The following is a 19,836-nucleotide window of genomic DNA, read 5'->3' as shown; positions in this document are numbered from 1 at the left end:
GGAAATGCGCAGGAAACAACAGGGCATGACCCTGATCGGGATGGTCATCGTGGCGATGATCGCCGGAATCTTCGTGCTGGCGGCCATCCGGCTGGTCCCGGTGTACCTGGAGTACATGAAAGTCGACTCGGCGCTGGACGCAATGAAGCGCGACCTCGACGGCAGCAATGCCGGCCCGGGCCAGATCCGCACCTCGCTCGAGCGCCGCTTCGACATCGAGAGCGTGCGCAACCTGAAGTCGAAAGATATCGTGATCGAGCGCACCGCCAACGGCTATCGCGTCCAGGCCGACTACGAGGGCCGCACGCCGTTCATCGCCAACGTCTATTTCCTGGTCGACTTCGACAAGTCGGTCGAGGTATTGCGTTGACCGATGACCTGAGGTGGTTCGAGCAGGCGCTCGGCCACCGCTTCTCGGATGCCGCGTTGTTGCACCAGGCCCTGACGCATCGCAGCGCCGGCGGCCGCCACAATGAGCGGCTGGAATATCTCGGCGATGCGGCGCTCAGCCTGGTCGTTGCCGAAGCGCTCTACCAGCGCCTGCCCGACGCCCCGGAGGGTCACCTGAGCCGGCTGCGTGCCAGCCTCGTCAGGCGCACCGCCCTGGCCCCCATGGCGCGCGAGGTCGGCATCCCGGCGCGGCTCAGGCTCGGGCCGGGGGAACTGAAGAGCGGCGGGTTCCGGCGCGATTCCATCCTTGCCGATGCGCTCGAGGCGCTGCTCGGAGCCGTCTACCTGGACGGCGGGATCGAGGCGCTGCGTCCCGTCGTGCTGTGCCTGTACGGCGCGCGGCTCGACGAGCTGCCGCCCCACGAGACGCTCAAGGATCCGAAGACCAGGCTGCAGGAACGGCTGCAGGCCCGCGGCCTCTCCGTGCCCGATTATCGCGTCGATGCGGTGCAGGGCGAGGACCATGCGCAGCACTTCAGCGTGACCTGCCGGGTGGATGCACTCGACGCCGAGACCAGCGGGCACGGGCGCAGTCGGCGGGCTGCGGAGCAGGCGGCTGCGGCCACGATGCTGGTGCAACTGGATGACTGAGGACGCCTATCGCTGCGGGTTCGTGGCGGTCGTCGGCCGTCCCAACGTCGGCAAGTCGACGCTGGTGAACGCCCTGGTCGGCCACAAGGTCAGCATCGTCACCAGCCGGCCGCAGACCACGCGCCAGCGTGTCGTCGGGGTGGCTACCGGCCCGGAGGCACAGCTGTTGTTCGTCGACACGCCCGGTATGCACCGGCGCGAGGGCAAGGCGCTGAACCGCTTCATGAACCGCAGCGCGCAGTCGGCGGTTGCCGACGCCGACGTGGTGGTGCTGGTCACCGAGGCCGGACGCTGGACCGATGCAGACGAGGACGCACTGGCACGCGCGCGCGCCTCGGGGCGGCCCTTGTTCCTGGTGCTCAACAAGGTCGACCGGGTCAAGCCGCGCGCCGCGCTGCTGCCGATGCTGGAACAGGCCGCCGGGCGCGGGGATTTCGTGGCCGTTGTGCCGGTCTCGGCCGAGCGCGGGGAAAACCTGGAACGCCTGCGCCAGTTGCTCGAGGCGGCGGTGCCCGAGGGTCCGGCGCTGTTCCCGGCGGAGCAGTGGAGCGATCGCGACGAGCGTTTCCACGTCGCCGAGATCGTGCGCGAGAAACTCATGCGGCGGCTGCACGAGGAGTTGCCCTACGGGGTCGCCGTGGAGATCGAACGGCTGGCCGAGAGCGAGGAGGGGCGGCGCCTCGAGGTGCGCGCCATCGTCTGGGTCGAGCGCGAAGCGCACAAGGCCATCGTCATCGGCAAGGGCGGGGAAATGCTCAAGGCCGTCGGCCAGGCGGCGCGGCTGGAGCTCAAGGCCCGGTTCGGACGCCCGGTGCACCTGGAGATCTGGGTCAAGGTGCGCGAGCGCTGGACCGAGCGCGAGGCCGACCTGAAGCGGCTCGGCTACGAGGGCGACTGACCGCGGTGCTGCGCGTCGAGCTGGAGCCGGGTTTCGTTCTCCACCAGCGGCCTTTCCGCGACACCAGCCTGCTGCTCGAGGTGCTCTCCCGCGATCACGGCCGCGTCGGCCTGGTGGCGCGCGGCGCCCGGGGTCCGCGCAGCCGCATGAAGGGCATCCTGCAACCCTTCAGGCCCTTGCTGCTGTCATGGCAGCTGCGCGGCGAGCTGGGCACGCTCACGGCTGCAGAGAACGACACGGCCACGCTGCCTTCGTTTCCCGGCGGGGAAACCCTGCTCGGGCTGTACTACCTCAACGAGCTGCTGCTCCGGCTGACCGCACGTCTGGATCCCCATCCCGGCCTGTATGAAGGTTACGCGGGCGCAGTGGCGGCCCTGGCCGCGGGAGAGGGGCTCGCGCCGGAGCTGCGGCGTTTCGAGAAACGGCTGCTGGACGTGCTCGGCTACGGGCCCGAGCTGCGCTTCGACGCCGCCGGGCAGCCGATCGATCCGGCCCAGGCCTACAGCTACCTGCCTGCCTCGGGCCTCGCGCCCTGCCGCGAGGATGCGACAGGTGCGCTGCTGGGCGCCTCGTTGCTGGCCCTTGCCGCGGACGAGTTCCCGGACGGCCGCGCGCTGGCGGACGCGCGCCGGCTGCTGCGCGCGGCGCTGGACGTGCACCTGGACGGACGGCCGCTGAAGACACGCGAGCTGCTGGCGCAGTTGCGTCGCTAGGCGGCCACGGTTTCCCAGGGGGACTGTCCGCAGTCTGCCGAGGCCGTATCATGTGCAATACAGGCCCATAGCGGGGGAGCCAGCATGAAAGACACCATTGCCCTCGGCGTCAACATCGACCACGTGGCGACGATCCGCCAGGCGCGCCGCACGCGCTATCCCGATCCCGTGTACGCGGCCCTGATGGCGGAGCAGGCGGGTGCAGATTGCATCACCCTGCACCTGCGCGAGGACCGGCGCCATATCCAGGATCGCGACCTGCGCGCCATGAAGGACGTGCTGCAGACGCGCATGAACCTGGAAATGGCCGTGACCGACGAAATGATCGACATCGCGCTGGAGGTGCAGCCGCGGGACGTGTGCCTGGTGCCGGAACGGCGCGAGGAGCTGACCACCGAGGGCGGACTGGACGTGGCCGGACAGCTGGAGCGCGTGCGTGAGGCGGTGGCGCGACTCTCCGCGGCGGGCATCCGCGTGTCGCTGTTTATCGATCCGGAGCCGGCGCAGCTCGATGCGTCCCTTGCGGCGGGCGCGCCCGTGGTGGAGCTGCATACGGGCGCCTATGCGGATGCGCCGGACGAGCCGCAGCAGCAGCGCGAGCTCGAGCGGGTCATCGCGGCCGCGCGCCACGGCGCGGCGCTGGGACTGGCGGTGAACGCCGGCCACGGGCTGAATTACCACAACGTGCAGCCCATCGCGCGGATCGTCGAGATCGCCGAGCTCAACATCGGTCACGCCATCGTGGCGCGCGCCATTTTCGACGGACTGTCGACGGCGGTGATCGAGATGAAAAGGCTCATGACCGAGGCGAGGCTGCAGTGATCTTCGGCATCGGCACGGACATGGTGCGGCTGGACCGGGTCGAGGCAACGCTGGCGCGCTTCGGCGAGCATTTCGTGCGCCGGCTGTTGCTGCCGGAGGAAGAGGCGCAGTACCGTCGCCACAAGCGCAAGGCGCGTTTCCTGGCGATGCGTTTCGCGGGCAAGGAGGCCGTCGTCAAGGCCATGGGGACCGGCTTTCGGCACGGAATGTGGATTCGCGACGTCGGTATCGTCGCTGATGCGCGCGGCAAGCCGGAGATCGTCTATTCGGCGCGCGGGCGCGCACTCTGCGAGCAGATGGGCATCGGCGACGGCCACGTCAGCCTGACCGACGAGGCGGGACTGGTGGTCGCTTTCGCCGTCCTCATGAGGGCGCAGTCGTGAACACGCTGGTGTTCGACATCGAGACCGTGCCCGACACTGACTTCGGCCGCCGCTATCTCGGCCTCGAGGATCTCGCCGACGAGGCCGTGGCGCAGGCGATGTTCCAGCGTCGGCGCGAACAGTCGGGCAACGACTTCCTGCCGCTGCACCAGCATCGTGTCGTGGCCATTTCCTGCGTCATGCGCTCGCGCGAGGGGCTGAAGCTCTGGACCCTGGGAGATCCCGACAGCGACGAGGCCGAGCTGGTGGCGCGCTTCTTCGACGGCATCGAGCGTTTCAGCCCGGAGCTGGTGTCCTGGAACGGCTCCGGCTTCGACCTGCCCGTGCTGCACTACCGGGCCCTGCGCCACGGCGTCGTCGCGACGCGCTACTGGGAGACCGGCGACGCCGACCGCGACTTTCGCTACAACAATTACCTCAGCCGTTTTCACTGGCGGCACCTCGACCTGATGGACGTGCTGTCGGGCTTCCAGTTTCGGGGCGCGGCGCGGCTCGACGAGGCCGCGGTGCTGCTCGGGTTTCCGGGCAAGATCGGGCTCAGCGGCGACCGCGTCTGGGACGAATGGCGCGCCGGGCGCATCGACGCCATCCGGGACTACTGCGAGACAGACGTACTTAACACCTGGCTGGTGTTCCTGCGCTTCGAGCTGATGCGCGGGCGGCGCTCGCCCGCCGAACTCGAGCAAGAACTCGATCTCGTCGCGGCGCTGTTGCGCGAGGACGGACGGCCACACCTGCTCGAGTTCCTCGCGGCCTGGGGTCGCGCATGAGCCGACGGGTCGATCCGACGCCTTTCGAAGTCGGGATCCTGGATCTCGCCCACGACGGGCGCGGCGTGGCGCGGGTCGAGGGCAAGACCGTGTTCGTGGCCGACGCCCTGCCGGGTGAACGCGTGATCGCCAGCCGGGTCAGCCAGCGCCGCAGCCATGACGAAGCCGAACTGCTCGAGGTGTTGCAACCATCACCGGACCGGGTCACGCCGCGGTGCCCGCATTTCGGTACCTGCGGCGGCTGCAGCCTGCAGCACCTGGCGCCTGCCGCGCAGCTGGCGGCGAAGCAGGATGTCCTGCACGAGAACCTGCACAGGATCGGGCGCGTGGTGCCGGAGGCCAGCTGGGAGCCGATCCCCGGGCCGTCGTGGGGCTATCGGCGCAAGGCGCGGCTCGGCGTGCGCAAGGTCGACAAGAAGGGACGCGTGCTGGTCGGGTTCCGCGAGCGCCGTGCGCCGCTGCTGGCGGACATGGACAGCTGCGCGGTCCTCGCGGGCGGTATCGGCGACATGCTGCCGGCGATCGGGGCGCTCATCGCCAGCCTCAGCATTGCGCGCCGCGTGCCGCAGGTCGAGGTGGCCGTCGGTGATGATCGCCGCGTGCTGGTGTTCCGCGTGCTGGACCCGCCCAGCGCGGACGACCTGGCGCAACTGGCGCAGTTCGGCAAGACCCGGGCCGTCGACGTCTGGCTGCAGCCGGGCGGGAACGAGACCGCGCGGCCGCTTGCGGAGGACGCGCCGCCGCCCCATTACCGCCTGGAGGAATTCGACCTCGAGTTCGAGTTCCTCCCGACCGACTTCGTCCAGGTCAACGCCGTCGTGAATGCGCGCGCGGTGGCGCGTGCGGTCGAACTGCTGGCGCCCAATCCGGGGCAGGGCGTGCTCGACCTGTTCTGCGGGCTCGGCAACTTCAGCCTGGCGCTGGCCCGCGCCGGCGCACGCGTCTGCGGGGTCGAGGGCGACGCAGCGCTGGTACAGCGGGCGCGCGCCAACGCCGTGCGCAACGGGCTCGAGGCCGAGTTCCACGTCGCCAACCTGTTCGATGATTGCCGCCCGCTGCCGTGGGCGCGGCGTGGCTACGACGGGCTGCTCCTCGATCCGCCGCGAGCGGGCGCCGAGGCCGCTCTCGGCCTCGTCCCGGCGTTGCGACCGGCGCGCATCGTGTACGTCTCGTGCCATCCCGGGACGCTGGCGCGCGATGCCGGTATCCTCGTGCATGAACACGGTTACCGCCTCAGCGGCGCGGGGGTGATGGACATGTTTCCGCACACGGCGCACATCGAGTCCATTGCGCTGTTCGAGCGCCAGGACCGGGGCTGAGCACGCCATGAGCGACGCAGCGCGCATCTTCGTCGACCTCGCAGCGCAGTCCCTGACGCTGGCCCGGCCCGACCAGGCCAGCCTGGCCTGGCCGGTCTCCACGTCGCGCGAGGGGCCGGGCGAGACCCGGGACAGCGGCTGCACGCCGCGAGGGCGGCACGTGGTGCGCGCCCGCATCGGCGCCGGGCTGCCGCGCGGCGCCGTGCTGGTGGGCCGGCGCCCGACCGGTGAGATCTGGTCTCCGGCGCTGGCCCGGGCGCATCCGGAGCGCGACTGGATACTGTCCCGCATCCTGTGGCTCAGCGGCCTGGAGCCCGGGCGCAATCGCCTCGGCACGCTCGACACCATGCGACGCTACATCTACATCCATGGCACGCCTGACGACCAGCCCATGGGCGTGCCCGCCTCGCACGGCTGCATCCGCATGCGCAACGACGACGTCATCGAGCTGTTCGAGCTGGCGCCGGCCGGCACCGAGGTGCTGATCCACGAGGGGGGCGAGGCATGACGCTCGGCCCGGTAATGCTGGACGTCGCGGGCACGGTGCTGACGGCCGAGGAACGCGAGCTGCTGGCGCATCCCAACGTCGGCGGCGTGATCCTGTTCAGCCGCAACTACGAGTCGGCGCAGCAATTGCGCGCCCTGACGACCGCGATCCACGCACTACGCCAGCCCGAGCTGGTCGTCACGGTGGACCAGGAGGGCGGCCGGGTGCAGCGTTTCCGCGACGGCTTTACACCGCTGCCGGCGATGCATGCACTGGGCCACAAGTACGACCTGGAACGGGAACAGGCCCTGCAGCTTGCAGAGCGCTGCGGCTGGCTGATGGCCGCCGAATTGCGTGCGCTGGGCGTGGACCTGAGTTTTGCCCCCGTGCTCGATCTCGACTACGGCTTGAGCGAGGTCATCGGCGACCGCGCCTTTCACCGCGATCCGGAGGTCGTGGCGCGCCTGGCCGGGCGTTTCGCCGCCGGCATGCGGCGCGCGGGCATGGCCGCCGTGGGCAAGCATTTCCCGGGACACGGCGGCGTCGCCGCGGACTCGCATCACGCGCTGCCGGAAGACCGGCGCCCTTATGCCGACCTGCTCGACGACATGCGGCCCTATGAGCGCCTGATCGAGGAGGGGCTGGGCGGCGTCATGGTGGCGCACGTGGTGTACTCGCGGCTCGACCGGTTGCCGGCCGGATTTTCGCGCTGGTGGCTGCACAACGAGCTGCGCATCCGCCTGCGCTTCCAGGGCGCAGTGTTCTCCGACGATCTTTCCATGGCGGGGGCCGCGGTTGCCGGTACGCCGCCGGAACGCGCTAAGCTCGCGCTGGAGGCTGGTTGCGACGTCGTCCTGGTGTGCAACGATCGCCCTGCCGCGGTGGCCGTGGTCGAGGCGCTGGGCGACTGGTACGAGCCGGCAGGGCACCTGCGCCTGGCGCGCCTGCGCGGGCGCAACACGCTCGAAGGCGAGTTGCAGGCGTCGCCAGAGTGGCGCCGCACCGAAGCGCTGGTGCGGGAGTTCGAGGACGAGCGGCCGAGGCTGGTGCTGGAAGGGGACTGAAGGACGCCGCGCGCCGCCGCGGCAAGCAAACCGAGGGATGAGCGATGCGTGAGAACTACGATGCGATCCTGGCGCGGGCCGACCTGCTCGCGGACCCGGCCAGGGTGGCGCAGGCACTGGACGAGATGGCGGTCGAAATCCGGCGTGACCTCGGCGAGCACGACCCGGTGGTGCTGGCGGTCATGGTCGGCGGCCTGCTCCCCACGGCCTGGCTGTTGCAGCGGCTCGCGTTCCCGTTGCAACTCGACTACGTGCACGCCACCCGGTACCAGGGTGGTACGCGCGGCATCGCCGAGCTGGAGTGGGTTGCCCGGCCGCGCACCTCCTTGCGCGGCCGCAGCGTCCTGGTGGTGGACGACATCCTCGACGAGGGCTACACGCTGGACGCCATCCTCGAGGATTGTCGTGATCGCGGCGCCACCCAGGTGCGCAGTGCGGTGCTGATCGACAAGCAGCATCCGCGTCGCTACAAGAACATGCAGGCGGACTACGTGGGCATGAAACTGGAGGATCGCTACCTGTTCGGTTGCGGCATGGATTTCCACGAGCACCATCGGCAGCACCAGGGTGTGTACGCGCTGGCCGCGGAGGACGACCACGGATGATCCCTACGGGCATCATCGGCGGTACCGGCATGGCGCAGCTGGCGGGGCTGGAGATCGAGCGCGAGGAGCGCGCGGTGACGCCCTGGGGCGAGCCGTCCGCGCCCCTGGTCAGGGGGCGCTATGCCGGCATGCCCGTGGTCTTCCTGGCGCGGCACGGGCGCGACCACGATATTGCGCCGCACGCCATCAACTACCGCGCCAACGTCTGGGCGCTGCGAGACGCCGGAGTACGCCGGGTCATCGCCGTGAATGCCGTCGGCGGCATCAGTGCCGACTGCGCGCCGGGTACGCTGGTCGTTCCGGACCAGTTGATCGACTACAGCTGGGGACGCGCGCACAGCTATTGCGACGGCACGGCCATGCCGCTCGAGCATGTCGACTTCACTGCGCCCTACTCTGACACCGTGCGCGAATGGCTGCTGTGGGCGGGCGCGGCGGCCGGCATCGAGCCGCGTGACGGCGGCACCTACGCCGCCACGCAGGGGCCGCGGCTCGAGACGGCCGCGGAAATCGATCGTTTGGAGCGTGACGGCTGCGACATCGTCGGTATGACCGGCATGCCGGAGGCCGCGCTGGCGCGCGAGCTCAAGCTCGAGTATGCCTGTTGCGCCGTCGTGGTGAACTGGGCGGCCGGGCGCGGCGGGGACATTCACACCGAACTCGAGGCCTGGGTGCAGACCGGCATGGCGGCGGCGCGACGACTGATCGAGGCGGCGCTGGGCGCGGGGGCGACATCTTGAGCGGGCGACCCGCCACTGGTGCCCTGCCCGCGGGGCTGGCCCTGCCGGCGCTGGAGCATGCCGGGGAGGGCGTCGCGGTGCTCGCGGCTGACGGAGCGCGTGCCTCGATGCAGTGGCTGAACCCGGCCTTCGCCCGCATGACGGGCTTCGGGCGCGCAGAACTGGCCGGCAATGCGCTGTGGGTGATCTGCGGTACGGACCGGGAACAACCGGGCCTGGCCGAGCTGCAGGCCGCGGTTGCCGGCACCGACGGCTGCAGCGCCCTGCTGCGCTGCTATCGTCCCGATGGCACGCTGTACTGGTGCAGCCTGCGGCTGGAACCCGTGCTCGATGCGGCAGATCACCCCTGGTGGCTGGCGTTCGCCCGCGACGTGTCGGCGGAGCGCGAAATGGCGATGCTCCTGGGCCGCCACGATGCGCGGGCAGAGTTCGCCCAGCGCCGGCTCGAAGATGCGGACACGGTGGACCGCCTGACCGGCCTGCAGGCGTCGCATGCCTTCGAGCTGGCCCTGGAGCTGGCGTGGTTCTCCTGTGCCCGCGACCGCCGTGCCCTGACGCTGTTCCTTTTTGCGCCCGACTATTTCGACGTCTATCTGGAGACGTTCGGCAAGGTCACCGGCGACTCCTGCCTGCGCATGGTGGCCCATGCCGTGGCGGGTGCCTTCCGGCGCACCACGGACGTTTCAGCCCGGATCGGCGACGCCAGGTTTGCTGCGATCGGCGTGGACATGCCTCGAGAAGTGATCGAGCGTCACGCCGCACAGGTGTGTGAGCGCGTCCGCGCCCTGGCGATCCGCAACCCGCGCGCGCCGCGCGTCAGCAACCTCAGCCTGAGCGCGGCCGTGATCCATGCCCTGCCGGCACAGGCACACGATTGGCGTGCGTTGCTGGAGATGGGCCGCACGACCCTCGCCGAGGCGCAGGAACACGGGGTCGAGCAGGTGGTGGTGCAGGACTATGGACTGGATGCAGAGGCCGGGGACGCGACGTCCGCAGCGGGAGAAAGCGCAGATTCCGACTGATCGACCCCGGACTGGTCGACTCGCCGGATGACCGCGAGCACACCGAGTCGCGGATGGTCGAAATAATGCTCTGCATCGGGACGAATACGGCGACGCTGGTCCATCTTTGCCGCGAGCGCGCCGTCGACCTGCCATTCGAGTGCCACGCCGAGATGCAGGAAACGCCCGGTACTTAGGCTGACGGATCCGGTCAGGCCAGGTTGCGCCGGGCCCTGGCCCAGTGCGGCCAGCAGCGCCAGGTCGGACCCCTGGCGCTGTGCTGGCGGCTGCACCCAGGCCTGGTGCCAGAGCACGTCGTAGCCACGCCGCGACAATGCACGGGCCGCGGCGTCGAGCGACCGCTCGGCGCGGGGTGGTGCGAAGCCTGGCGGCAACACCGACTGTTCGGGCGCCGCATCCACCCGGCCGTCCGGCGCGGCAACGCCCTGTGGCGCGGGCGACTCATCAGCCGCGGCCGGGCCGCCGGTCGCCGCCGGCATGGCGGGCAGCGGCGGGCGCTCGGCACTGATTCCTGCGGGCTGCAGGAATACCACCACTTCGACCTGGTAATACTGCGGCTTGTCCTGCGCCAGGGCTGCGCCAGGCGACGCCATGGCGGCGAGCAAGCTGGCCGCGCCAGCGATCAGGCCATGCGTACGCCGAGGCGCAAGTTTGCTAATGGACATGTTTCCGTACCCCCGGGCCGAGCGGCACCTCTGCGCTGGCTGTGTCGGGCTGCGGGGCCAGCCGGTCCAGCAGCGCGTGCACCGCGTCGAAGCGAGCCTGTGGCTCGGACAGGTCGAGATTGAAGCGCAGTTTGTCCTGGCCGTCCAGCCGATAACGGCGCGAGTCGGACTGGATGAGGCGGATCAGGGCCAGGGGCTCGACGCAAGTGTCCTGGCGAAACAGGAAACTGCCGCCGGCCGAGTTCGCCTCGATGCGCCGGATGCCCAGCCGCGCCGCGCGCTGGCGCACCGCTGCGACGCGGAACAGGGTCTGCGCCTGTGGCGGCAGCAGGCCGAAGCGATCGATGAGCTCCACCTGCAGGTCCTCCAGGGCACCCGCGTCGGCGGTGCCGGCGATACGCTTGTACAGCACCAGCCGCTGGTGCACGTCGGGCACGTAGTCGTCCGGGAGCAGGGCAGGCACCCCGAGCTCCACTTCCACGCCGGCGTCCAGGGGACGGTCGAGGTCGGGTTCCTTTCCGCTGCGCAGCGCTTCCACGGCCCGCTGCAACATCTCCATGTACATGGTGAAGCCCACCTCGTGGATCTGGCCGCTCTGTTCCTCGCCGAGCAGCTCGCCGGCGCCGCGGATTTCCAGGTCGTGAGTCGCCAGGGTGAAGCCGGCGCCGAGGTCTTCCAGGGACTCGATGGCTTCCAGGCGCTTGGCGGCATCCGCCGTGATCGCGTTGCGCGGCGGTGTCACCAGGTAGGCATAGGCGCGGTGATGCGAGCGCCCGACGCGGCCGCGCAGCTGGTGCAGCTGCGCGAGGCCGAGCTTGTCGGCGCGCTGCACGATGATGGTGTTCGCGGTCGGCACGTCGATGCCGCTCTCGACGATGGTCGTGCACACCAGGATGTTGAAGCGCCGGTGGTAGAAGTCGAGCATCACCTGCTCCAGGTCGCGCTCGCGCATCTGGCCGTGCGCCACGCGGATACGTGCTTCCGGCACCAGCTCGCCCAGCTTGCGCGCCGCGTCCTCGATGGTCTGCACCTCGTTGTGCAGGAAATAGACCTGCCCGCCGCGCCGGATCTCGCGCAGGCAGGCCTCGCGCACCAGGTCGTCTTTCCACTCGGTGACGAAAGTCTGCACCGCGAGCCGCTCGGTGGGCGGCGTGGTGATCATCGACAGGTCGCGCAGGCCGCCGAGGGCCATGTTCATGGTGCGCGGGATCGGCGTGGCGGTCAGCGTCAGCACATCGACCTCCGCCCGCAGCGCCTTGAGCCGCTCCTTGTCGCGCACACCGAAACGATGCTCCTCGTCGATGATCACCAGGCCCAGGTTCTTGAAGCGCACCGTGTGTTGCAGCAGCTTGTGCGTGCCGATGACGACGTCGACGGCGCCGGAGGCGAGGCCCTCGACGACACGCTCCACCTCCTTGGGTGAGCGGAAGCGCGACAGCGCCTCCACGCGCACGGGCCAGTCGGCAAAGCGATCGGCGAAGGTCTGGAAATGTTGTTGCGCGAGCAGCGTGGTGGGCACCAGCATGGCGACCTGGCGCCCGTCCTGTACGGCCACGAACGCCGCCCGCAGCGCCACTTCGGTCTTGCCGAAGCCGACGTCCCCGCAGATCACCCGGTCCATCGGCTGCGCCGTGGTCATGTCCGCGATCACGGCATCGATGGCGTCGCGCTGGTCCGGGGTCTCGTCGAAGGGGAATGCATCGCGGAACGCCGCATAGTCCTGCTCGGCCAGGGCGAAGCCGTGTCCACGGCGCGCGGCGCGGCGTGCATGCAGGTCGAGCAGTTCGGCAGCCACGTCGCGGACTTTCTCGGCGGCGCGGCGCCTGGCCTTCTGCCACTGGTCGCCGCCGAGGCGGTGCAACGGCGCCGCATCCGGCGACGCGCCGGTGTAACGGCTGATGAGGTCGAGTGAATGCACCGGGACATAGAGCTTGTCGCCGCCCGCGTATTCCAGGGCGAGGAACTCTGCGCGCCGGTCCTGCACATCGAGCGTGACCAGGCCGAGGTAGCGGCCGACGCCATAATCGACGTGCACCACGGGGGCGCCCGCGCGCAGGTCGGACAGCTCCCGGATGACGGCTTCCGGATCGCGCGCGCCGCGCTTGCGCCGGGCGCGCTGGCGCACGCGCTCGCCGAAGAGCTGGGACTCGGCGATGACGGCCAGCCCGGCACCAGGGAGCAGCAGGCCTTCCTCCAGCGGAGCGATGGCCAGGCCGTGCGGCTCTGCGCCCTGGAGAAAGGCGTCCCAGCCATCGCAGGACGCAGTGGCGATGCCGTGCCCGCCCAGCATGCCGCGCAGCATTTCGCGTCGACCGGGGGATTCAGCCGTGAACAGCACGCGCCCGTCGAAGCCGAGCAGGAAATCCAGCAACGCCCGCGCCGGCTCGGCAGCGCGCGGATCCAGCTTCAGCGCGGGCGGCGCCGCCGTGCCCAGGTCGTGCCCGCCGCCGGCCTGCTTGAACGGAGCCAGTTCGATGGCGGGGAGTTCGCGCAGGCGGCTGAGCAGCTCCGCGGGCGGCAGGAACACCTCCTCCGGGTCCAGGATGGGACGCTCGATGTCATGGGCCAGCTGCCCGTGGCGCTCGAGTGCGCCCGCCCAGGCCTGTTCCAGGACGCCCTCGGCAGGTTCGGCCTCGACCACGAGTGTGCTGGGCGGCAGATAGTCCGGCAGGCTCGCGAGCGTCGCGAAGAACAGCGGCAGATAGTACTCGAGGCCACCTGCGGCGATGCCCTCGCCGATGTCGCGATACAGGCCGACGCGCGACGGGTCGCCCGGAAAGCGCTCACGAAAGCGCTCGCGGAAGACCCGGATCGCCTCCGCGGAGAAGGGGTACTCGCGCCCGGGCAGCAGGCGGATGTTTTCCAGCTTGTCCAGCGACCGCTGGGTGGCGGGATCGAAGCGCCGGATGGAGTCCACGGTGTCGTCGAACAGGTCGATGCGATAAGGGAGCTCGCTGCCCATCGGGTAGAGATCGAGCAGCGAGCCGCGTAATGCGAACTCGCCATGCTCGCTGACCTGCGGCACCGCCAGGTAGCCGGCATCCTGCAACTGCTGCCGCAGCAGGGTGGGATCCAGCGCATCCCCGACGCGCACTTCGAGCCCCTGCGTGGCGGTCCAGGCCGGGGGCGGCAGGCGCTGCAGCAGGCCCTGGCTGGCGGCCACCACCACGCCGCGTTTCAGCCCCGGCAGCCGCGCCAGCGTGGCCAGGCGCCGCGAGGTGATGTCGGGATGGGGCGAGAACGCGTCCCACGGCAGGGTCTCGGCGTCCGGCAGCAGCATGACGTCGTAATCGCTGCCGGCGAAGAAAGCGATCTCCGCGGCGAGCTGGTCCGCCTGCCGCGGGGACCGGGCCAGCACCAGCACGGGCCCGGGGTGGTGGCGTGCGGCCTCCGCGACGGCGAGGGCGGGTGCAGCGCCGTAGAGCTGGCCCCACGGCAACGGCGGGCCGGCTGCCTCGGGTAAGGGCAGGTGTTTCCAGGCAGTCTTCATGCCTGCTCAGTCCCGGTAGCGCAGCAGCAGGTCGCCGTAGGCGTCGATGCGCCGGTCGCGCAGGAAGGGCCACATGCGGCGCACGCGCTCCGAACGCTGCAGGTCGAGGTCCACGACCAGGGTTTCCGGCGTGTCTCCGGCCCGCGCCAGCACTTCGCCCTGGGGGCCGCAGGCGAAGCTGTTGCCCCAGAAGGTGATGCCCCTGGTGGCGCCGGAGGGGTCGTGCTCGAAGCCCACGCGGTTGCAGGCCAGCACCGGCAAGCCGTTGGCCACGGCGTGGCCCCGCTGCACGGTCTCCCAGGCGTCCTGCTGGCGGCGCTGCTCTTCCGGGGGATCTTCTGCGGAGCGCCCGATGGCGGTGGGGTAGAGGAGCATGTCCGCGCCGGCCAGTGCCATCAGGCGCGCGGCCTCCGGGTACCACTGGTCCCAGCACACCAGGACCCCGAGGCGTCCTACCGAGGTCTCGATGGGGCGCAGGTCGTCGTCGCCGGGGGTGAAGAAGAATTTCTCGTAATAGGCCGGGTCGTCAGGGATGTGGGCCTTGCGATAGCGCCCCGCAAGGCGCCCGTCCGACTCGAGCACCACCGCCGTGTTGTGATAGATGCCGGCGGCGCGCCGCTCGAACAGCGAGCCGACGATGACCACCGAGAGCTCGGCGGCCAGGCGCCCGAGCCACTCCGTGCCCGGCCCCGGGATGGGTTCCGCCAGGTCGAACAGCTCGGGATCCTCCACCTTGCAGAAATAGCTGCTCTGGTGCAGCTCCTGCAGGAGCACGAGGCGCGCGCCGCGCGCGGCGGCGTCACGGACGCCGGCCTCGGTCAGGGCGCGAGTGGCGGCCAGGTCCGCGCCGACGGCGTGCTGGACCAGCCCGGTTTTCAGGGTGCTGGAGGACATAGGCGGGACAGCGGGCTCAGTTCGCGGGCCGCGGCGGCCGGTCATGCCTCGCGACGCTGTGAATGACGCGGTTGTGTTCGAACACCACGACGAACTTGTCGTAATTCCAGCGCGTGATCGGGGGCTCGCCGACGGGACCCGAGACGCTCTGCGGCGCGCCGAAGACCTGCTGTACGCGCTGCATCGTGGCGCCGCGTACGGGCATCTCGATCTTCTCGGCCTCGAGCTTCTCAATGATCAGCACGTCGGCCCGTGCCGCGGGGAGTGCACCCAGCAGGCTGATGATGGCCAGTGCGAAAAGCGTCTTGGACATGGCGCGGCTCCGGTCGTTTGACGCACAGAATATACCACCGCGGGCCGGTTGCAGTCGGCATCAATGTCTCATTTTGCGTCCCGGGCTGTGATTTAATGGCGCGCCATGTTTCGTCCGCTGGAAATCTGTATCGGCCTGCGCTACCTGCGCGCCCGGCGGGCGAGCCGCTTCGTGTCGTTCATCTCGCTGGTCTCGCTGCTCGGCGTCGCCGTCGGCGTGGCCGCCCTGATCGTGGTGTTGTCGGTGATGAACGGCTTCGAGCAGGAGCTGCGCGGGCGGCTGCTCAACCTCAGTGCGCACGGCGTGGTGACTGCACCCGGCGGCGGCCTCGAGGACTGGCGCGGCCCGCTGGCGCAGGTCAAAGCCATGCCCGGCGTCACCGGGGCGGCGCCGTTCGTCGAGGTGCAGGCGATGCTTTCCAGCGAGGGACGCCTGAAAGGCACGCTGCTGCGGGGCATTGACCCGGCGCTGGAGGGCGCGGTCTCGGAAGTGGACCAGCACCTGTTGGGCGGCAGCCTGGAAGCGCTCCAGCCGGGCAGCGATGCGCTGCTGCTGGGCCGCCTGCTCGCTGCGCGCCTGCAGGTCGGGCTGGGCGATGCCGTGAGCCTGCTGGTGCCGGCGGGCGTGGACGGCGGCACCCGCCTGGTGCCGCGCATGCGGCGCTTCACCGTGGTCGGCCTGTTCGAGGTCGGCATGGAGGAGCAGGACGGCACGCTGGCACTGGCCCACCTGGAGGATGCCGCCGCGGCACGCGGTCGGCCCGGCGAGGTCTCGGGCCTGCGCCTGCGCTTTGCCGACCTGTTCGCCGCACCGGAAGTGACGCGCAGGCTGGCGGCAGCGCTGGGCCCGGGCTACGAGGCGCGCGACTGGACCGGGGAGAATGCCAGCTACTTCCGTGCGGTGCGCATCGAAAAGACCATGATGACGCTGATCCTGTCGCTGGTCATCGCCGTCGCGGCCTTCAATATCGTCGCCACGCTGGTGATGGTCGTCGGCGACAAGCGCGCGGAGATCGCCATCCTGCGCACCATGGGCCTGCCGCCGGGGAGCGTGATGCGCATCTTCGTCGTGCAGGGTGCGCTCATCGGTTGCGTCGGCACCCTGCTCGGCGTTGGGCTCGGGGTGCCCCTGGCGATCAACGCCGGCAGTATCATGCCGGCGCTGGAGTCGGTGTTCGGCTTCAGCCTGCTGCCGGCGGACGTGTACTACATCTCCCGGCTGCCCTCGGAGTTGCGCTGGGGGCAGGTCTCGGTGGTGACCGGGATCGCCCTGGTGCTGTGCCTGCTGTCCACGCTCTATCCCTCGCTGCGCGCCGCGCGCACCGAGCCGGCGGAGGCGTTGCGCTATGAGTAGCCGCTGGCGCTGGCTGGTCGGCACGCGCTACCTGCGCGCACGCACGCACAACCGCTTCGTCTCCTTCATCTCGGCGATTTCCATTCTCGGCGTGGCGGTCGGCGTCGCGGTGCTGATCGTCGTGCTGTCGGTGATGAACGGCTTCGAGAGCGAGCTGCGCACGCGCATCCTGTCGCTGGCCGCGCATGCCTCGCTGGAAGGGTTCGGCGACGGCATCGCGGACTGGCGCGCAGTGGCGGCGGAAGTGGAAGCCGTGCCCGAGGTGACGGCGTCCGCGCCCTATGTGCAGGGCGAGGGCATGTTGCTGCAGGGCGAAGCCGTGAGCGGCGCGCTGGTGCGCGGCATCCTGCCGGAGCAGGAACGCCGCGTGTCGGGGCTGGAGTCGTTGCTGGTGGCCGGCTCGCTGGATGCGCTCTCGGCGGGCCGCTGGAACATCCTGCTCGGCAGCGCGCTGGCGCGGGAGTTGGGCGTTGGCGTCGGCGACCAGGTCGTGCTCGCCATCTCCCAGGGCATGGTGACGCCGGCCGGCGTGGTGCCGCGGCTGCGGCGCTTCACCGTGGGCGGGGTGTTCGAGGCCGGCATGTACGACTTCGACCGCAGCCTGGCGTTCGTACACCTGGACGATGCCGCGCGGCTGTGGCGCACGGGTGACAAGGTCACCGGCCTGCGCGTGACGCTGGAGGACATGTTCCGCGCGCCCGAGCTGTCGCGCGAGATCGCCGTCGCGCTCGGCGGCGGCTTCTACGTCAACGACTGGACGCGCCAGCACGTCAATTTCTTCCGTTCCATCCAGCTTTCCAAGCAGATGATGTTCACCATCCTGCTGCTGGTGGTCGCCGTCGCCGCCTTCAACATCGTCTCCACGCTGGTCATGGTGGTGAAAGACAAGCAGGGCGACATCGCCATCCTGCGCACTCTCGGCGCTTCGCCGGGCGGGATCATGACCGTGTTCATCATCCAGGGCACGCTCATAGGCGCCGTCGGCACCCTGGCCGGGCTCGGCCTCGGCATGCTGCTGGCCCTGAACGTGGAGCAACTGGTGCATGTGCTGGAAGCGCTGGTGGGCACGACCTTTCTCGCGCCCGACGTGTATTTCATGAGCGACCTGCCGGCGGAACTGCGCGTCGGCGACCTTTGGCGCATCTGTGGCACGGCCTTCGTGCTGACGGTGCTCTCGACCATCTATCCGGCGTGGCGCGCGGCGCGCAGCCAGCCGGCGGAGGCCTTGCGACATGAGTGAGCCCGCAACCGTTCTCGCCTGCCATGCGCTGTGCAAGCGCTTCGTCGAAGGCGCGAACGTCGTCGACGTGCTGAACGGCGTGGAGCTCGAGGTCCGGGCCGGCGACCGCCTCGCCATCGTCGGCGCCAGCGGCTCCGGCAAGACCACTTTGCTGCAGCTGCTCGGCGGCCTCGACCTGCCGACCAGCGGTGCAGTGCGCGTGCAGGGACGGGACCTCTCTACCCTGAACGACGCGCAACGCGGACGGCTGCGCAACGAGGCGCTGGGTTTCGTGTACCAGTTCCATCACCTGCTGCCCGAATTTTCCGCGCTGGAGAACGTGGCGATGCCGCTGCTTATTCGCGGCATGGACGTGCCGAAGGCGAAGGCAGCCGCGGCCGACCTGCTCGGGCGCGTCGGGCTCGGCGCGCGCCTGGACCATCGCCCGGCCAAGCTCTCCGGGGGTGAGCGCCAGCGCGCGGCCGTGGCGCGGGCCCTGATCACGCGGCCGGCGGTCGTGCTCGCCGACGAACCCACGGGCAACCTCGACGCGCGCACCGGCAACACGGTGTTCGAGCTCATGCTGGAGCTGAATCGCGAACTCGGCACGGCGCTGGTGGTGGTCACCCACGACCTTGCCCTGGCGCATCGCATGGGCAGGGTCGTGGAACTCTATGACGGCCGGCTGCAGCCGCCCCGAGAGGTTCAGGCGGGCGGCTGACGGCGCCAGGGGTGGAAGTGCCGCCGGTCGCGAAAGCGCCGGCGCGACATGCGAATCCATACCTGGTTCAGCAGCAGTACCGAGAAGGCGGTCACCACGGTCCCGAGCACCAGGCAACCCAGCAGCAGCGGCTGCCAGACCCGTCCGATCTCGCTCCACAGCCATTCGAAGGTGACTGCTTCCGGGAAGCCGCCGGGCTTGCGTTCGAGCAGCCAGGAGCCGAGGCGGTAACAGGCGTAGTACATCGGGCCGATGGTGACGGGATTGGCGAACCACGAGGCCAGCACGGCCACCGGGAGATTGACCCTGAGCCACAACGCTACCAGCGTTGCCAGCACGGTTTGCCCGGGTATCGGCAGGAAACTGGCAAAAAGGCCCACTGCCAAGGCCTTGAGCACGTTTTTACGATGGGTGGCCCAGAGCGCCGGGTCGTGCAGCAAGGCATTGAACGGGCGCAGGAACCACTGTTCGCGGAGCCGTGCGCGCGCCGGGAGCACCCGGTTGAGGAGATTTCGGGGCATTGCCACTCGTCGAGAAATTCTCGTCGCATTATCACGTAGCAGCGCCCGGCACGGCCATGCCCGTGTTTGGCCTCGGCATGCTGGGCGGCGCGTGGCTCGTGCTGCATGTGTTCGGGCCGGCGCCCGCGTGGCTCGCGCCGGCCATGTTACTGGTGGCCGTCGCGGTCGCGTGGCGCGGCCGCTGGCTGGCGGCAGGGCTCGGTTTCGGTCTCACGCTGGCGGCCGTCGCCCTGGACCAGGGCCTGGCGCAGCGCCTCGAACCTGCGCTCGACGGCCAGCGCCTGGTGCTGGTCGGCGTGGTCGACGACCTGCCGCGGCGAGAGCAGCGGCGCGTCGTGCTCACGCTGCGCCTCGAGCAACCCGCGGAATTGCGCGGGCGCCTGAGGCTGTCCTGGTTCGAAGGACAGGAACTGCCGGCGCCGGGCGAGCGCTGGCGCTTCGCGGCCAAGGTGCAGCGCCCGCGCGGCCTGCTCAACACCGGCAGCAGCAGCCGGGAATCATGGTTGCTGCGCCAGGGGATCACCGTCACCGGCTACGCCAGCGGCACAGCCGCCGGGCAACGTCTCGACGCCGCGGCTGATCGGCTGCTGCGCTGGCGCGGCCGCGCTGCGAGCCACATCCAGGAAATCGTCGGCGACGCCGAGTCGGCCGCCGTGCTCACGGCCATCACCCTCGGTTTCCGCGGCGGGCTGGACGCCGGCACGCGCGAGGCCCTGGCCGCTACCGGCACCGGCCACCTGCTGGCGATCTCCGGCCTGCACGTGGGACTGGTGGCCGGCGCCGGCGGGTTTGCGGC

General features: G+C 70.1%; 22 protein-coding genes. 17 read left to right on the top strand and 5 right to left on the bottom strand.

What is annotated here, in order from left to right:
- Positions 1-4: 4 nt before the first annotated feature.
- The 13 genes from G8346_RS09745 to G8346_RS09685 all read left to right on the top strand — a co-directional run bounded on the left by G8346_RS09745 (position 5) and on the right by G8346_RS09685 (position 9,864).
- Positions 5-370 (top strand): DUF4845 domain-containing protein, encoded by a 366-nt coding sequence (locus G8346_RS09745; RefSeq protein ID WP_255454000.1) that lies wholly within the window; start codon positions 5-7, stop codon positions 368-370.
- A complete protein-coding gene (rnc, locus tag G8346_RS09740) occupies positions 367-1,041 on the top strand; it encodes a ribonuclease III (RefSeq protein ID WP_166050717.1) in 675 nt (224 codons plus the stop codon). The genes G8346_RS09745 and rnc overlap by 4 nt, the downstream gene beginning before the upstream one ends.
- Positions 1,034-1,939 carry a GTPase Era gene (era, locus tag G8346_RS09735; protein WP_166050715.1) on the top strand — a complete coding sequence of 302 codons (906 nt, stop codon included), beginning with the start codon at positions 1,034-1,036 and terminating at the stop codon, positions 1,937-1,939. The genes rnc and era overlap by 8 nt, the downstream gene beginning before the upstream one ends.
- 5 nt (positions 1,940-1,944) lie before the next feature.
- Positions 1,945-2,652 carry a DNA repair protein RecO gene (gene recO, locus G8346_RS09730; RefSeq protein WP_370520589.1) on the top strand — a complete coding sequence of 236 codons (708 nt, stop codon included), beginning with the start codon at positions 1,945-1,947 and terminating at the stop codon, positions 2,650-2,652.
- 84 nt (positions 2,653-2,736) lie between these two features.
- The gene (gene pdxJ / locus G8346_RS09725; protein ID WP_166050713.1) at positions 2,737-3,474 is read left to right on the top strand and encodes a pyridoxine 5'-phosphate synthase; all 738 of its coding nucleotides are present in this window, start codon (positions 2,737-2,739) and stop codon (positions 3,472-3,474) included.
- Positions 3,471-3,857: a holo-ACP synthase gene (gene acpS, locus G8346_RS09720; RefSeq protein WP_166050711.1), complete on the top strand. Its 387-nt coding sequence runs from the start codon at positions 3,471-3,473 to the stop codon at positions 3,855-3,857. Before pdxJ ends, acpS begins: the two co-directional genes overlap by 4 nt.
- Positions 3,854-4,627 (top strand): 3'-5' exonuclease, encoded by a 774-nt coding sequence (locus tag G8346_RS09715; RefSeq protein WP_166050709.1) that lies wholly within the window; start codon positions 3,854-3,856, stop codon positions 4,625-4,627. The genes acpS and G8346_RS09715 overlap by 4 nt, the downstream gene beginning before the upstream one ends.
- Positions 4,624-5,946 carry a 23S rRNA (uracil(1939)-C(5))-methyltransferase RlmD gene (gene rlmD, locus G8346_RS09710; protein ID WP_166050707.1) on the top strand — a complete coding sequence of 441 codons (1,323 nt, stop codon included), beginning with the start codon at positions 4,624-4,626 and terminating at the stop codon, positions 5,944-5,946. The genes G8346_RS09715 and rlmD overlap by 4 nt, the downstream gene beginning before the upstream one ends.
- 7 nt (positions 5,947-5,953) lie before the next feature.
- Positions 5,954-6,454 (top strand): L,D-transpeptidase, encoded by a 501-nt coding sequence (locus G8346_RS09705; RefSeq protein WP_166050705.1) that lies wholly within the window; start codon positions 5,954-5,956, stop codon positions 6,452-6,454.
- Positions 6,451-7,497: a beta-N-acetylhexosaminidase gene (nagZ, locus tag G8346_RS09700; protein WP_166050703.1), complete on the top strand. Its 1,047-nt coding sequence runs from the start codon at positions 6,451-6,453 to the stop codon at positions 7,495-7,497. Before G8346_RS09705 ends, nagZ begins: the two co-directional genes overlap by 4 nt.
- A 44-nt stretch (positions 7,498-7,541) precedes the next feature.
- Entirely contained in the window at positions 7,542-8,102 is a 561-nt protein-coding gene (locus G8346_RS09695) for a hypoxanthine-guanine phosphoribosyltransferase (protein ID WP_166050701.1), read from the top strand.
- Positions 8,099-8,842 (top strand): S-methyl-5'-thioinosine phosphorylase, encoded by a 744-nt coding sequence (locus G8346_RS09690; RefSeq protein ID WP_166050699.1) that lies wholly within the window; start codon positions 8,099-8,101, stop codon positions 8,840-8,842. Before G8346_RS09695 ends, G8346_RS09690 begins: the two co-directional genes overlap by 4 nt.
- Positions 8,839-9,864 (top strand): diguanylate cyclase domain-containing protein, encoded by a 1,026-nt coding sequence (locus tag G8346_RS09685; protein ID WP_166050697.1) that lies wholly within the window; start codon positions 8,839-8,841, stop codon positions 9,862-9,864. The genes G8346_RS09690 and G8346_RS09685 overlap by 4 nt, the downstream gene beginning before the upstream one ends.
- On the opposite strand, the gene G8346_RS09680 is transcribed toward G8346_RS09685, so the two are convergent.
- From G8346_RS09680 to G8346_RS09665, 4 genes are read right to left on the bottom strand one after another with little or no spacing between them, the layout of a single operon-like run.
- A complete protein-coding gene (locus G8346_RS09680; protein WP_166050695.1) occupies positions 9,798-10,529 on the bottom strand; it encodes a CsiV family protein in 732 nt (243 codons plus the stop codon). The two genes, G8346_RS09685 and G8346_RS09680, sit on opposite strands and share 67 nt — an antisense overlap.
- Positions 10,519-14,019 (bottom strand): transcription-repair coupling factor, encoded by a 3,501-nt coding sequence (mfd, locus tag G8346_RS09675; RefSeq protein ID WP_166050693.1) that lies wholly within the window; start codon positions 14,017-14,019, stop codon positions 10,519-10,521. The genes G8346_RS09680 and mfd overlap by 11 nt, the downstream gene beginning before the upstream one ends.
- A gap of 6 nt (positions 14,020-14,025) precedes the next feature.
- Positions 14,026-14,913 (bottom strand): carbon-nitrogen hydrolase, encoded by an 888-nt coding sequence (locus G8346_RS09670; protein WP_166050691.1) that lies wholly within the window; start codon positions 14,911-14,913, stop codon positions 14,026-14,028.
- A 16-nt stretch (positions 14,914-14,929) separates the two neighbouring features.
- Positions 14,930-15,226, bottom strand: a complete 297-nt coding sequence (locus G8346_RS09665) for a hypothetical protein (RefSeq protein ID WP_166050689.1) — start codon at positions 15,224-15,226, stop codon at positions 14,930-14,932.
- Between the two features lie 105 nt (positions 15,227-15,331).
- Between G8346_RS09665 and G8346_RS09660 the strand changes: the two genes are divergently transcribed.
- From G8346_RS09660 to lolD, 3 genes are read left to right on the top strand one after another with little or no spacing between them, the layout of a single operon-like run.
- The gene (locus tag G8346_RS09660; protein ID WP_166050687.1) at positions 15,332-16,579 is read left to right on the top strand and encodes a lipoprotein-releasing ABC transporter permease subunit; all 1,248 of its coding nucleotides are present in this window, start codon (positions 15,332-15,334) and stop codon (positions 16,577-16,579) included.
- Complete coding sequence (locus G8346_RS09655) at positions 16,572-17,819, top strand: lipoprotein-releasing ABC transporter permease subunit (RefSeq protein ID WP_166050685.1); 1,248 nt, start codon at positions 16,572-16,574, stop codon at positions 17,817-17,819. Before G8346_RS09660 ends, G8346_RS09655 begins: the two co-directional genes overlap by 8 nt.
- Positions 17,812-18,519, top strand: a complete 708-nt coding sequence (gene lolD / locus G8346_RS09650) for a lipoprotein-releasing ABC transporter ATP-binding protein LolD (RefSeq protein WP_166050683.1) — start codon at positions 17,812-17,814, stop codon at positions 18,517-18,519. The genes G8346_RS09655 and lolD overlap by 8 nt, the downstream gene beginning before the upstream one ends.
- Here lolD and G8346_RS09645 read toward each other — a convergent pair.
- Entirely contained in the window at positions 18,504-19,040 is a 537-nt protein-coding gene (locus tag G8346_RS09645) for a DUF2062 domain-containing protein (protein WP_166050681.1), read from the bottom strand. The two genes, lolD and G8346_RS09645, sit on opposite strands and share 16 nt — an antisense overlap.
- A gap of 56 nt (positions 19,041-19,096) precedes the next feature.
- Between G8346_RS09645 and G8346_RS09640 the strand changes: the two genes are divergently transcribed.
- A partial coding sequence (locus G8346_RS09640; protein ID WP_166050679.1) for a ComEC/Rec2 family competence protein occupies positions 19,097-19,836 on the top strand: 740 nt, incomplete at its 3' end.

The sequence above is a fragment of the Thioalkalivibrio sp. XN279 genome, from assembly GCF_011089885.1.
Classification (GTDB): domain Bacteria; phylum Pseudomonadota; class Gammaproteobacteria; order Steroidobacterales; family XN24; genus XN24.
Note: the sequence above shows the minus strand (reverse complement) of the source record. Positions and strands in the feature narration are given on the sequence as shown.

What these genes read in the sequence shown, in the direction of transcription:
- G8346_RS09745 (WP_255454000.1), top strand. Translation starts at nt 5, where the DNA reads ATGCGCAGGAAACAACAGGGCATGACCCTGATCGGGATGGTCATCGTG.
- era (WP_166050715.1), top strand. Translation starts at nt 1,034, where the DNA reads ATGACTGAGGACGCCTATCGCTGCGGGTTCGTGGCGGTCGTCGGCCGT.
- pdxJ (WP_166050713.1), top strand. Translation starts at nt 2,737, where the DNA reads ATGAAAGACACCATTGCCCTCGGCGTCAACATCGACCACGTGGCGACG.
- rlmD (WP_166050707.1), top strand. Translation starts at nt 4,624, where the DNA reads ATGAGCCGACGGGTCGATCCGACGCCTTTCGAAGTCGGGATCCTGGAT.
- G8346_RS09705 (WP_166050705.1), top strand. Translation starts at nt 5,954, where the DNA reads ATGAGCGACGCAGCGCGCATCTTCGTCGACCTCGCAGCGCAGTCCCTG.
- nagZ (WP_166050703.1), top strand. Translation starts at nt 6,451, where the DNA reads ATGACGCTCGGCCCGGTAATGCTGGACGTCGCGGGCACGGTGCTGACG.
- G8346_RS09695 (WP_166050701.1), top strand. Translation starts at nt 7,542, where the DNA reads ATGCGTGAGAACTACGATGCGATCCTGGCGCGGGCCGACCTGCTCGCG.
- G8346_RS09690 (WP_166050699.1), top strand. Translation starts at nt 8,099, where the DNA reads ATGATCCCTACGGGCATCATCGGCGGTACCGGCATGGCGCAGCTGGCG.
- G8346_RS09680 (WP_166050695.1), bottom strand. Translation starts at nt 10,529, where the DNA reads ATGTCCATTAGCAAACTTGCGCCTCGGCGTACGCATGGCCTGATCGCT.
- mfd (WP_166050693.1), bottom strand. Translation starts at nt 14,019, where the DNA reads ATGAAGACTGCCTGGAAACACCTGCCCTTACCCGAGGCAGCCGGCCCG.
- G8346_RS09670 (WP_166050691.1), bottom strand. Translation starts at nt 14,913, where the DNA reads ATGTCCTCCAGCACCCTGAAAACCGGGCTGGTCCAGCACGCCGTCGGC.
- G8346_RS09665 (WP_166050689.1), bottom strand. Translation starts at nt 15,226, where the DNA reads ATGTCCAAGACGCTTTTCGCACTGGCCATCATCAGCCTGCTGGGTGCA.
- G8346_RS09660 (WP_166050687.1), top strand. Translation starts at nt 15,332, where the DNA reads ATGTTTCGTCCGCTGGAAATCTGTATCGGCCTGCGCTACCTGCGCGCC.
- G8346_RS09655 (WP_166050685.1), top strand. Translation starts at nt 16,572, where the DNA reads ATGAGTAGCCGCTGGCGCTGGCTGGTCGGCACGCGCTACCTGCGCGCA.
- lolD (WP_166050683.1), top strand. Translation starts at nt 17,812, where the DNA reads ATGAGTGAGCCCGCAACCGTTCTCGCCTGCCATGCGCTGTGCAAGCGC.
- G8346_RS09645 (WP_166050681.1), bottom strand. Translation starts at nt 19,040, where the DNA reads ATGCCCCGAAATCTCCTCAACCGGGTGCTCCCGGCGCGCGCACGGCTC.